We start from the raw sequence: 13,074 nt of genomic DNA, 5'->3' as shown, positions 1-13,074 counted from the left end.
ACTCAAGTGTGGGTAGTTTGGATAATGAGATTGACCGGGAAATCCCCCAGCGCGGCGCTGATCATCAGCTCCCTGTGTTCTGTGACTGCAACGCCTGAAAAAAATCCCTTCAGATTTTCCCCAGGCCGGGTGAACGGCAATATGACCCGGGTATCGCCCCACAGCGGCGCGTCAACCTGTGGCCCGGCACTGTTTTCCAGCAGTCCGGCGCAGCGTATCGGCACAAGGACGATGGCACGCTTTGCCTCGTATTCCCGTACAAAACCCAGTACTCGATGGGCCTGGCTGCCGAGCACTTCCAGGGCCCGATAAGTGCCATGCATGAACAGCCCAGCGTTCGCGGCACGCAGGTTCAAGGTGCGGGCTATCAAGGTTTGCTTGATGCGCCCGTCGTGCCAGTTCGCCAACAGGTCAGGCAGTTCAACCGCCTGCTGCAGGGCCTGTTCACGACTGGCGTAATCCACTGCCCGGCGATTGTCCGGATCGACCAGGCTGAAGTCCCAGAAGTCATTGCCTTGATACAGGTCCGGTACCCCCGGCACGGTCATTCGCAGCAAGGTTTGCGCCAACCCGTTGAGCGCGCCTGGCGCGGCGATCGCACGCACCGCCTTGGCGATGGCAGTGCGCAGCAGGTCACCCTCGGGGCACAGTAGCAGGCGCTGGATAAAGTCCTCGGTTGCCTGCTCGTAGGCTTCATTGGGGGCACTCCAGCTGCTTTGCAGTTTGGCTTCGCGCAGGGCTTTGCGTTGCCATTGCCAGAGGCGTTTGGCGTACTCCTGCAAGGCCGTCTGATCGTCGACTTTCAGTGTCAACGGCCAGCTGCCGAGCAGGGCTTGATAGAGAATCAACTCATCGCCGGCCGACGGCATTTGCTCGTCATTGCGCAATGGGCGGGCAAGGGCGCGCCACAGCTCGACCTGATCGGCATACCAGGCACTGCGTTCGCTCAGCACCGCCAGCCGTGCGCGCGTGTCTTCGCCACGTTTGTGGTCGTGGGTGGCGGTGGCGAGCAAGTTGTCCGGGAAGCTTGCAAGACGATCGAGGCAGGCCCGATGGAAGTCCGCCACCGGGGTGCTGAACTGCTCGGTGCTGAACCCCACGTCGTTGCGTGACAGCAACACGGCCGAGCGATAAAACGCAGTGTCTTCCACCGCCTTGGCCGCTGCCGGAGAGGTCAACTGTTGAAAGCGCACGCAGGCATGTTTCAGGCGCTTGCGCTGGCGTCCCGCAGGGCGCTTACGCCAGGGTTCGCCTCCGAGCCAGTTGGCCAGGCAATCGAGCACCGGCCAGTCGGCTTCGCCCAGGATCTGCCGTGCACCGTCCATGGCCTGCTGGAAAAATCCTTCGTCCTGGGGCGAGCGGCCCAGGGGGCTGATGTAAGTGCGGTACACCGGGAAATGCACGATCAACGCTTGCAGTGCCCGGCGAATCGCACCCAGGGTCAAATCGCGGGTCATCAGGTCATCCCGGGCCACCTGCAACAACGCCTGGGCAACACTTTCGAAGTCGCCGGCCAGGGAGCCGTTGAGGATTTGCTGGCGTGCCAGTTGGGCTTCCTGTGTGAAGTCGGCGGGCCGCTGACTGTGGTGCTGCCACAGCGCACCCAGCACCTGCGCGCCCTCGGGGTCGTGTTGCAGCAACGACACCTGGTTCATGAATTCGTAACCAGTGCTGCCGTCAACCGACCAGTCGCGGTGCAGGGTTTCGCCTTCGCCGAGGATCTTTTCGACGAAGATGGGCAGGTGCCGACCGGGCGTCAGGCTATCGACCCGGCGCCTTAACTTGCGGCAATAACCGCGCGGGTCGGCGAGACCGTCGATGTGGTCGATGCGCAAGCCGTCGACCAGGCCGTCGGCCACCAGCTGGAAAATCCTGGCATGGGTCGCTTCGAACACCGCCGGGCGCTCCACGCGCAACCCGCCCAATTCGTTGACATCGAAGAAGCGTCGCCAGTTGATGTCGTCCGCCGCCGTGCGCCAACTAGCCAGGCGATAACTCTGGCGCTCCAGCAGATTATGCAGGCGTGGAAAACCTTCGGCGGTCAGCGAGTCGTAGTTGTTCAGGTGCCGCTCAATGGCAGAGGCAATGGCCGGATCGCTGGCGAGGTCACGCAGCTGCGCTTTAAGTGGTTGTGCCAGGCTGTGCGCGTCAGTCTGATAGCTCAGGGTACTGAAGCGATCAGCCAGGGCTTTGAGTTGTTCCCCGTGCTGTACGTTGAGCGGTGCGTCAATCTTGAGCAGTTCGCCATAATCACTGGGGCAAATCGGGAAACGATGTTCATGGTGCTCGACATGAAACGCGCCCAGCTGAGCATCGAAACGCAAGGGCAGGGTGCCTTCCTGCAGCGCGATGCCATAGTCGCTACCCAGGAACGGCAGTAGCAGTTGGCCTTCCATCAACGGGTCGGGTGAGTGCCACTGGATATCGAAAAACTCGCCGTAGGGGCTCAGGCGTCCCCACTCCAGCAGGTCGAGCCACCAGGGGTTATCGCCGCCGCCCACCGCCATGTGGTTGGAGACAATGTCGAGGATCAACCCCATGTTGTGCCTGCGCAGCGCGCTGACCAGACGCCCAAGCGCCTCTTCGCCGCCCAGTTGCGGGTTGATCGTGGTCGGGTCGACCACGTCGTAACCATGCATGGAGCCGGCGCGGGCGCTCAGCAGCGGCGAGGCATAGACATGGCTGATGCCAAGGCGGGCGAAGTACGGCACCAGCGGTACCGCATCATCCAGGGTGAAGTCCTTGTGAAATTGCAGGCGCAGGGTGGCCCGCAGTGACGGGCTGAACGCTTCGGTCATCGATCACGCTCGACGGCTTGTAGTCGCGCACAGGCGAGCAGCTCCAGGCGCCGGGCGGCGTCCACACCATCGAGCAGTGCTTCGCTGTCGCCCGATAGCCGTCGTGACCAGTTGGGGTGGATATCGACAGTGCCCGGCAGGTTGGCCTGTTGTTCGATGCCCAGGGCATCTTCGAGCGGCAGCAGCACCAGAGGCGCCCGGGTATGGCCGAGAAATCTTACGCTGGCGTCGAGGACCTGATCGGTTTCATCATGGGACTCTTCACGGAAATTCTGCGGGTCCTGGCTCAACGCCCGGCGCAGGCCTTCACGCTCGCGTTCGCGGTGTTGTCGCCATTCGATTTCGCCGCTGGCATCGACCAGGCCAAGGCGGGCGTACCAGTCGATATCGCGACCGTGCCACCAGCCGTTCAGAGTCGGCAGGTCATGGGTGCTGGTGGTCGCCAGGGCGTTGTCCGGCCAGTCGAGGATTGGCTTGAAGTGGGTGTTGTCCTGTTCGAACAACAACACGCGCATGCCGAGCATTGAACGGGCGATGAGTTTTTCCCGCAGGCCTTCGGGCACGGTGCCGAGGTCTTCGCCGAGCACGATGGCCTGATGGCGATGGGACTCCAGCGTCAGCAGGCGCAACAGATCGTCCACCGGGTAATAGAGGTAGGCGCCGTCGGCCGGTGGCGAACCGTTGGGAATCACCCACAGCCGTTGCAGCCCCATGACATGGTCAATGCGCAAGCCCCCGCAGTGGGCGAAGTTGGCCCGCAGCATCTCGATGAAAGCGCGGAAGCCGTGACGCACGAGGCCTTCGGGCGCGAACGCAGAAATCCCCCAGCCCTGTCCGCTACGGTTGAGTATGTCCGGCGGCGCACCCACGGTGAGGGACGCGAGCAGTTCGTCCTGGCGGCTCCAGGCCTGGCTGCCGGCGCCATCGGCACCCACCGCGAGGTCAGCGATCAGGCCGATGCTCATGCCGCTGCTGCGGGCGGCGGTTTGCGCGCGTTCCAGGCAGCGAGTGATCAACCACTGGCAGAACGCATGGAAACCGATGCGCGTGGCATTCTCTTCGGCGAATTCGGCGAGGGCGGCACTGCGCGGGTCGCGCCACTGGTCCGGCCACTGCCGCCAGTCGAGGCTCTCTCCGCGGGCCGCGCAGGTTTCCTGGATGGCTTCGAAGCGGCAGTGGTTCTCCAGGGCTTCGCCGCCGGCATGACGGAAGCTGCTGAAGTCCGGGTGCAATGGGTGTTCGCCCTGGACAAAGCCTTCATACAGCGCCTGCAACAGTCGATGCTTGGCTTCGGCAGCGGCCGGCCAGTCGATCAGTGGACGTTGTTCCAGATCCTTCAACTCGGCCGCCAGACCGGTAGCATCTATGGCGCTGCGCATCGCGCGCTCGCCAAGAATCGCCCCCGGTGCGCAGTACAGGCTATTGAGAAACAAGCGGCTGGACGGTGAGTAGGGGCTGTAGCGCCGGGTGTCGCTGGAAAACATCGCGTGCAACGGGCTGATCGCCAATGCCTCGGCGCCGCGTTCGCCGGCCACCCGGGCCAGGTCTTCCAGGGCCTGGGTATCGCCGAAACCGCCATCACCGGGGCGGCGCAAGGCGTATAGCTGCACGCTCAGGCCCCAGGCGCGGGGAATCGGGCTGTCCACGGCATCGCCCACACTGAAACAACGCTCAGGTGCGACGGCCAGCGTGAAGGATTGCCCGTCGATACTGACGTGCTGGTAGCCGACCGGAATCAGGCCGGGCAATACCGCGTTGGCGTCCAGTTTCAGGTGCAGCCACGCGCCATCCTCAAGCTGAATTTCACACGGGGTGTGCGGGGCAAAGTAGCGCGCCAGGTTCAGACCAACGCCAAAGTCGGCGGTAATCAGTGGCGGCAGGTGCAGAGTCTGCTGCGCCGCCTGCAACTCCAGCAGGCTGGCGTCGATTTCCTGAGCGCTGCCGGCGGGGTGGCCGAGCCCGGTCAGAACGGCGCGCAATACCGAGGGTGCGACTTTTTGCGGCCGTCCGTTGGCGTCGATCCAGTCGACCGCAAGTCCGGCTCGGCTGGCCAGTGTTTCCAGTTGCGCATCACTCATGGGCGCTCTCCATCCGGGGGTAGCAAAGGGGCTGCGATCGTCAGGCTGACGATCGCGCAATACGCAGCAAGGGTGCCCTGATCAAGCAGACCGGCCGATTGCGGCGGCTCTTCGAAGAGTAGCTCGGCACCGGCCTGTGGGGAGTGGACCACGGCCTTCTCGCTGAGGTTCAGGTCAATTCGCAACTGACTGCCATCGCCCAGTCGCCAGGTTGCGCTGACGGCGCCCGGGCCCAATACGGCGGATTGCAGCGCCTGTGCACCCGGCAAGCGCGGGACGATGTGGCGATGGCGCAGCTGCAACAACTGGCGATACAGTTCGTGCATCGGCCCATGGCCGGTCGCCGGCAGCCCAGGGCGTGATGCTTCAAAGGTTGCCTGGGCGTTAGGGTCGGGAATCTGCTCACGCCGCTGCGGGTCGGCAAAGGCGCTGAATGCGGCGAACTCGTTGCGCCGACCATCGCGTACCAACTGCGCCAGTTCACCGTGGTGGCTGGTAAAAAACAGGAAGGGCTGCTCGGCTGCGAACTCGTCGCCCATGAACATCAAGGGAATCATCGGCGCCAACATCAGCAGCGCGGTGGCTGCCCGCAACGCTTGCGGGTGCGCCAACTGATGCAGGCGCTCGCCAAAGGCGCGGTTGCCAATCTGATCATGGTTTTGCAGAAACAGGATAAAGGCGCTCGGCGGCAAGTGCCCGCTGGGCTCGCCGCGGGCGACGCCGTGGCGGTTGATATGGCCCTGGAACACGAAGCCCTGATTCAGGCAGCGCGCCAGTTGTTCGGTTGGGTTTTGCGCATAATCGGCATAGTAAGCGTCGGTTTCGCCGGTCAGCAGCACGTGCAGGGCGTTGTGGCCGTCGTCGTTCCACTGGGCGTCATAGCCTTGCTCGAGCAGGCTGGCCTGGTTGTGTTCGTTTTCCACCATCAGCCACACATGCCGCTGCGGCGCGATCTGCCGGCGCACCCGTCCGGCCAGTTCCTGGAGGAAGTCCGGGTCTTCTATGGCGTGAACCGCGTCCAGGCGCAAGCCGTCGAAGCGGTATTCCAATACCCACATCAAGGCGTTTTCGATAAAGAAGTTGCGCACCTCGCGGCGGCGCAAGTCGATAGCCGCGCCCCAAGGTGTGTGCCGGTCTTCGCGGAAGAAGCCCTTGGCGTAATGGTGCAGGTAATTGCCGTCGGGCCCGAAGTGGTTGTAGACCACGTCGAGAATCACCGCCAGGCCGTAGCCGTGGGCAGTATCGATCAAATGCTTGAGCTGTTCTGGAGAACCATAAGACGCCTGGGGCGCGAAGGCCAGGACGCCGTCATAGCCCCAGTTGCGGTCGCCGGGGAATTGCGCCACCGGCATCAGTTCGATCGCGGTAATACCCAGGTCTACCAGATGCGCCAAATGCTGCTCGACCGCGCTGAAGCCACCGAGCGCCCCCACATGCAGTTCGTAGATCACCGCTTCGTGCCAGGGCCGTCCATACCACCCGCTGTGGCGCCACTGATAAGCCAATGGATCGACGACGATACTGGGCTGGTCGATACCGCCGGCCTGGGCGCGGGAGGCCGGATCTGGGACCTCCAGTTCGCCGTCGATGCAGTAGCGGTAGCGCATGCCTGCCGGGCATCGGACGTCGCTGACAAACCAGCCATCGTCCTGAGGCAGCAGTGCCACGGATCGTCCATTTTCCAGTTCGACGCTGACGTAGAACGCATCTGGCGCCCACAACGCAAATTGCGTGTGCTGATCGTCCAGCATGAGTGCGCCGTGGGGCCAGGTCTCAAAGCTCCGTAACGGCATCTAAAAAGTCCCTTACTGTTTGCCCGATTTACCCAGGGCTTTAGCCACCAGTTGTTCATAAAGTTCGGCGTAGGGCTCGACCGCCTTGCACCAGTTGAACGGCGCGGCCATGGCCCGGCAACGCATGGCGTTGAGCAGGTCGGGGAAGGCGAACACCTTGAATGCACGGCTCACGGCTTCCTGGTAGCTCTGCACCGTCGACTCGTCAAAGAGGAAACCGGTCACGCCGTTTTCAATGGTGTCGGCCAGCCCGCCGGTGTTGCGTGCCACTGGCAGCGAACCGAAGCGCTGGGCGTACATCTGGCTCAGGCCGCAAGGCTCGTAGCGCGAAGGCATCAGCAGGAAATCGCTGCCGGCAAACATGCGTCGGGCATCGGTTTCGTTAAAGCCGATGCGTACGCCGATCTGCCCGGGGAAACGCACGGCCAGTTCACGCATGGCCTGTTCTTCTTCCGGTTCGCCCCGACCGATGATCGCGATCTGGCCCCCGGATTTGACGATGTATTCAGAGACCGCTTCGGTCAGGTCCAGGCCCTTTTGGTAGACCAGGCGCGAGACCACGGCGAACAGTGGGCCCTCGCAGGCGTCCAGGCCGAACAGTTCACGTACGTGGGCGGCATTGACTGCCTTGCCTTCCCATTCGCCGATTTTGAACGGGCAGAACAGATGGGGGTCGGTGGCCGAATCCCAGCTTTCATCGATGCCGTTGGGGATGCCGCTGAGCAGGCCTTGCTGAGTCTTGGAGGCCAGAAAGCCGTCCAGGCCGCAGCCGAAGTCCGGAGTGGTGATTTCCTGGGCGTAGGTCGCACTGACCGTGGTGATGTGGCTCGCATAGGCCATGCCGGCCTTGAGGAACGACATCTTGCCGTAGAACTCCATGCCTTCCTGCTGGAGCGCATGATGGGGGATGCCCAGCTCAGGGCATGAGCCAAGACTGGTCACGCCCTGGTACGCCAGGTTATGGATGGTGAACAGTGTCGGGGTCCGCTGCCCTCGCCAGTGCATGTAGGCGGGCGCCAGCCCCGCCGGCCAGTCATGGGCGTGCACCAGGTCCGGGCACCAGTGGATTTGTGCAAGATTGGCGGCCATGTCGGCAGCAGCAAGGCCCAGGCGGGCGAAGCGAATATGATTGTCCGGCCAGTCACGACCGTTGTTGGCACCGTAGGGCGAGCCTTCGCGCTCATAAAGCTCGGGGCAGATCAGTACGTAAATGACCAGACCGTCGGGCATGTCCATGCGCCCGATCTTGCACGCGGGCACAGCGGCGTGCCCACCGAGTTCGCCGACGATGTGAATCGGGTTTTCACTGTTGAGCACTTGCGGATAGCCTGGAATCAGCACCCGCACATCATGCAGATGGGCCATGGCACGGGGCAGCGCTGCAGACACGTCGCCCAGGCCGCCGGTTTTCACCAGGTCAGCGATCTCCGAAGTGACAAACAGCACTTTCTTGCGGTTGGGATTCTGGTTGACCACTGGCGTCAGCGTCTTGGAGCCTGGCACGTTGACAGGTTGACTGGTGGCGACAGTCAAGGCGCTCGTTTCGCCGACCTGATGAGCACGCTCTCCCTTTAATTCCAAAGCCGTACTGATCATATGAATCTCCCGTGTTGTGATCTAGTTCTAGGTCTGGCAAACGGTGTTCCATGGCCAATCCCGTGGCCGGGCGCAAACGCGCCGCGCATCAGTGAGCAAGCGCTGCCCAATGCGCTGAAGCAGGATGTGTGAATGAGCCGTTGCAAAGATTGCACCAGTCGCAACGCACCTTCTTGTCAGATGACCGACCGGTATAGGTAAAAGTTTCGCGACTATTTTTCCAGTTTGTGACCGACCGGTTTCATCTCGAGAAAATGAGTCTAGGCCAGAAGTTAGAGCGGTACAGGCTCGATGGCAAAATTGTTCGACAATCGGTTTAAAGCGGCACGGACGTGCCTGATAGAGAGGCAAGCGCACCGACGAAGGGCATGTTTTTATGCGTTTATGCCTCAAAATTTAACCATTCGGTCATATGAATGTGCGAGGGCTTGAAAGCGTGCGCACCGTTGTGGTGCGCGATAGGCGAGTCCCGCATTTGGCCGAACCACTGCCTTACTCCCCACCTTGGTGCCTTGTTATAGTTCTGTCCTCTTTTTTGCCCGCTAAAGGATCACAGGCATGTCTCAATACAGCGCGTTCAACGTCGAATTGGTCGAAAAAATCGCCCATGTGCAGATCAATCGTCCGGAGAAGATCAATTCGATGAACGCGGCGTTCTGGAGCGAGATCGTCGACATATTCCAGTGGATCGATGACACCGATGAAGTGCGTGTCGTGGTGCTGAGCGGTGCCGGCAAACACTTCTCGTCGGGCATAGACCTGATGATGCTGGCCGGCGTGGCCAATGAACTGGGCAAGGACGTGGGCCGCAATGCACGCCTGCTGCGGCGCAAGATCCTCAACCTGCAAGCGTCGTTCAATGCGGTCGATAACTGCCGCAAACCGGTGCTTGCGGCGATCCAGGGATATTGCCTGGGCGGCGCCATCGACCTGATTGCCGCGTGCGACATGCGTTACGCCGCCGAAGACGCCCAGTTCTCGATCAAGGAAATTGACATCGGCATGGCCGCCGACGTTGGCACGCTGCAACGCTTGCCCAGGATCATCGGTGACGGCATGCTGCGTGAGCTGGCTTACACTGGTCGCACCTTCGGCGCCGATGAAGCGCGGGGCATGGGCCTGGTCAATCGCGTGTACAGCGACAGCGCCAGCCTGCTTGACGGCGTGATGGGCATTGCCCGCGAAATCGCCGGCAAGTCGCCGATTGCTGTCACCGGCACCAAAGAGATGATCAGCTACATGCGCGACCATCGCATCGATGACGGCCTCGAATACGTCGCCACCTGGAACGCCGCCATGTTGCAATCGACCGATCTGCGCGTGGCCATGGCCGCCCATATGAGCAAACAGAAACCTGAATTTCTGGATTGATGAAAAATGATTTCTCGCTGGACCACTGCAGTACTGGATACCGATCAACCTGGTGGCTGGGCCGTGGCGCGCAGTCCCGAAGGCTTTCTGTTCGATGACAACGGCGCGCTGTTTCCCCGGGAATGGCTCAAGCGCCAGGATCTGTCGATCATCGCCGAACATGGCATCGGTCATCTGGATGGCGAGCCGGTCTATCTGCTGGAGCTGCGCAGTCACAGTGAAGTGCCGGGCTGCAACTGGAAGGGCTTGCGGGCATTCATGCTCGAAGGCGATCCCACGCTCTACAAGGTGCTCGGTTACGCCGCACAGATTGGCACCTGGGCCCGCGAGCACCGCTTCTGTGGCAACTGCGGGCAGGCGACTCACCAGGTAGTGCGTGAACGGGCGATGTATTGCCAGCCCTGTGATCTGCGCTATTATCCGCGAATCTCACCGAGCATGATCGTGCTGGTGACCCGTGGCGACGAGATCCTGCTGGGGCGCTCGCCGCGCTTCGTTCCAGGTGTCTACAGCACCCTGGCAGGCTTTGCCGAGCCGGGCGAGTCGGCCGAGGATTGCCTGATTCGCGAGGTTCGCGAAGAGGTGAGCATCGAGGTCAGGAACATCCAGTACATGGGCAGCCAGTGCTGGCCGTTCCCGCATTCGATGATGCTCGGTTTTCATGCCGAATACGCCGGGGGCGAGATCAAGTGCCAGGAAGACGAAATCGAAGACGCCCAGTGGTTCAACGTGCACGAGCTGCCGCCGTTGCCGGCGTCACGCTCGATTGCCCGCTACCTGATCGACGTCTATGTGGCGCGACGTTTAGGTCACGCTGAACCAGTGTTGCCAGGCTAGCCGTACGGTCAGGCCCAGCACCACGGTAATGAACACCGGACGAATGAATTTGGCACCGCCACTGATGGCGGTGCGCGCGCCGAAGAAGGCGCCGACCATCAAGGACGAACCCATGCACAGGCCGATGACCCAGTCCACCTGACCGGAAAAAATGAACACCGACAGCGCCGCCGCGTTGCTGACGAAGTTCATGCTGCGCGCCACGCCGCTGGCCTTCACCAGGTCGATGGGGTAGAGCAGCAGGCTGCTGACCGTCCAGAACGCCCCTGTACCGGGGCCGGCCACGCCATCATAGAAACCCAGGCTGAAGCCCTGGGTCGATTGCCATTTCTTCTTGATGGGTGCCTCGCTGTCGAGCGGCGCTTTCGGCGTGCCGCCAAACAGCAGATAGACGCCACAGGCAAACACGATCACCGGCAGCATCTTGTTCAGCCATTCCGCCGGCAGGTAATGGGCGACCACGGCACCGGTCAGCGCGCCGACCAGAGTGCCGACGATGGCGTGCACCCATTGTCCGGGGTGGAACAGCTTGCGACGGTAGAAGGTGAAACTGGCAACCGCCGAGCCGAAGGTCGAACTGAGCTTGTTAGTGCCCAGCACCAGGTGCGGCGGCAGGCCGGCGGTGAGCAACGCCGGGGTGGTCAACAGACCACCGCCACCGGCAATGGCATCGATGAAACCGGCAACAAAAGCGACAAGGGCCAGAATGGCCAGGGTAGAGAGGTCAACGCTGAGTTCGAAAGGCATGGGATCGGCTTATTCGGCGGGAGCATGAAGGCTGCGGGGAAGGGGTGACATATTACCCACCTGAACATCACAAAACCAATGTGGGAGCGGGCTTGCTCGCGAAAGCAATGTGTCAGTCAACGTTGCTGTTGAATCTGACGGCCCCTTCGCGAGCAAGCCCGCTCCCACAGGGAAATGTGATTCAAAGGTGGGAGCGGGCTTGCTCGCGAAAGCGGCTTCACAGACAGTGACAAGACCCGACCCCGTCGATGGTGTAAGCTCTCGGGTTCTTCGGATTCGACCCATTGCGAGCCCTATGCCGTCGCTTTTCAAACGCTCTCTGCTGCCAAAACTGCGCAGTTTTCCGCTGACCGCCGATAGCGTCAGCATCCTTTGCGGCGCAGCCGAATTCCGTCGTTGCCTGCTGGAAAAGATCGCCAGTGCAACCCGGCGCATCTATATCGTTGCCCTGTACCTGCAACAGGACGAGGCCGGCCAGGAAATTCTCGATGCCCTGCACGCGGCCAAACTGGCGCGTCCTGAACTGGACGTGGTGGTGGCCGTTGACTGGTTGCGCGCCCAGCGCGGCCTGATCGGTGCCGGCAAGCAGCCAGGCAACTCCGCCTGGTATCAGGAAATGACCCGCACCCACGCAAGCGTAGTGCCGGTGTACGGCGTGCCGATACAAACCCGCGAGCTGTTCGGCGTATTGCACCTCAAGGGCTTCGTGATCGATGACTGCGTTATTTATAGCGGCGCGAGTCTGAACAACGTCTATCTGCACAAGTTCGACAAGTACCGTTACGACCGTTATCACTTGCTGCACAACCGCGACCTGGCCGATTCGATGCACCACCTGGTGCAGCACGGTCTGGTCGCTTCCAAGGCCGTGCATCGCCTCGACCTGCCGAACCTGCCGACCACCCGCAGTCTGCGCAACGATATCGGCGACCTGCGCAGCCGCCTCAAACACGCCGCGTACGACACCACTGCAGGCACCACGGACAAGGCGGGGCTGTCGGTCAGCCCGTTGCTCGGGGTTGGCAAGAACAACCCGTTGAGCCGGGTCATTGGCGAATTGATTGCCGGCGCCCGGGATCAATTGACCATCTGCACGCCGTATTTCAACCTGCCATTGGCCGTGACCCGGGAAATCAACCGGGCGCTGGCGCGAGGCGTGAAGATTGACATCGTGGTTGGCGACAAGACCGCCAACGACTTCTACATTCCGCCGAGCGAGCCGTTCAAGGTCATCTCGGCGCTGCCATACTTGTACGAAATCAGTCTGCGTCGGTTCGCCAAACGGCATCAACGCAACATCGACAGCGGCCAGTTGAACTTGCACCTGTGGCGTGATGGCGACAACACCTATCACCTAAAAGGTATGTGGGTCGACCAGCGCTACACCTTGCTGACCGGCAACAACCTCAATCCGCGGGCGTTCCGTCTCGATCTGGAAAACGCCTTGTTGATCGATGATCCGAAAAGTGAACTGCAGGCGCCGCGCAGCAAGGAACTGGCGGAAATCTTCCAGCACACCCGGCGCATCGAGCGCTTCCAGGATCTGCAAACCCTCGCCGAATATCCGGAAGGCGTGGCCAAGTTCCTCAAGCGCGTCAGCCGGGTGCGCATCGAGCGGTTGCTCTACCGCATCCTGTAATGGGTTCTGACTTGCCAGCGATGGTCATTTCACAAACGCCATCGCCAGCAAGCCGGCTCCTACAGTAAATCTGCGTACGACTACAAATCCCCTGTGGGAGCTGGCCTGCCGGCGATGGCGGCGTGTCAGTCGCCAGTGATGTCGGGTGTGCCGGCCTCATCGCCAGCAGGCTAGCTCCCACAGTAAATCTGCGTACGACTACAACCCCCCTGTGG

The 13,074-nt window shown here is 61.7% G+C and carries 8 protein-coding genes; 3 read left to right on the top strand and 5 right to left on the bottom strand.

From position 1 onward, the window contains the following. Nucleotides 1-2 precede the first annotated feature (2 nt). The 4 genes from ASE98_RS15685 to glgA are packed head-to-tail and all read right to left on the bottom strand — an operon-like array spanning nucleotide 3 to nucleotide 8,265. On the bottom strand, nucleotides 3-2,798 hold the full coding sequence (locus tag ASE98_RS15685) for a malto-oligosyltrehalose synthase (RefSeq protein WP_060542248.1): 2,796 nt from the start codon (nucleotides 2,796-2,798) through the stop codon (nucleotides 3-5). After that, a complete protein-coding gene (malQ, locus tag ASE98_RS15680; RefSeq protein WP_060542247.1) occupies nucleotides 2,795-4,876 on the bottom strand; it encodes a 4-alpha-glucanotransferase in 2,082 nt (693 codons plus the stop codon). The genes ASE98_RS15685 and malQ overlap by 4 nt, the downstream gene beginning before the upstream one ends. Next, nucleotides 4,873-6,669: a malto-oligosyltrehalose trehalohydrolase gene (gene treZ / locus ASE98_RS15675; protein WP_060542246.1), complete on the bottom strand. Its 1,797-nt coding sequence runs from the start codon at nucleotides 6,667-6,669 to the stop codon at nucleotides 4,873-4,875. Before treZ ends, malQ begins: the two co-directional genes overlap by 4 nt. A 12-nt stretch (nucleotides 6,670-6,681) precedes the next feature. Beyond that, nucleotides 6,682-8,265 (bottom strand): glycogen synthase GlgA, encoded by a 1,584-nt coding sequence (gene glgA / locus ASE98_RS15670; RefSeq protein WP_060542245.1) that lies wholly within the window; start codon nucleotides 8,263-8,265, stop codon nucleotides 6,682-6,684. Between the two features lie 558 nt (nucleotides 8,266-8,823). Here glgA and ASE98_RS15665 point away from each other — a divergent pair. Both ASE98_RS15665 and nudC read left to right on the top strand, forming a co-directional pair. Continuing rightward, entirely contained in the window at nucleotides 8,824-9,636 is an 813-nt protein-coding gene (locus ASE98_RS15665; protein ID WP_060542244.1) for a crotonase/enoyl-CoA hydratase family protein, read from the top strand. Between the two features lie 6 nt (nucleotides 9,637-9,642). Further along, entirely contained in the window at nucleotides 9,643-10,473 is an 831-nt protein-coding gene (gene nudC / locus ASE98_RS15660; protein WP_060542243.1) for an NAD(+) diphosphatase, read from the top strand. Here nudC and ASE98_RS15655 read toward each other — a convergent pair. Continuing rightward, on the bottom strand, nucleotides 10,441-11,220 hold the full coding sequence (locus ASE98_RS15655) for a TSUP family transporter (RefSeq protein WP_060542242.1): 780 nt from the start codon (nucleotides 11,218-11,220) through the stop codon (nucleotides 10,441-10,443). The two genes, nudC and ASE98_RS15655, sit on opposite strands and share 33 nt — an antisense overlap. A 295-nt stretch (nucleotides 11,221-11,515) precedes the next feature. On the opposite strand from ASE98_RS15655, the gene pssA reads away from it, so the two are divergent. Further along, nucleotides 11,516-12,859, top strand: a complete 1,344-nt coding sequence (pssA, locus tag ASE98_RS15650) for a CDP-diacylglycerol--serine O-phosphatidyltransferase (protein WP_060542241.1) — start codon at nucleotides 11,516-11,518, stop codon at nucleotides 12,857-12,859. Nucleotides 12,860-13,074 lie beyond the last annotated feature (215 nt).

Source organism: Pseudomonas sp. Leaf48, assembly GCF_001421885.1.
Lineage (GTDB): Bacteria > Pseudomonadota > Gammaproteobacteria > Pseudomonadales > Pseudomonadaceae > Aquipseudomonas.
This window is presented reverse-complemented; position numbering and strand designations above follow the sequence as displayed.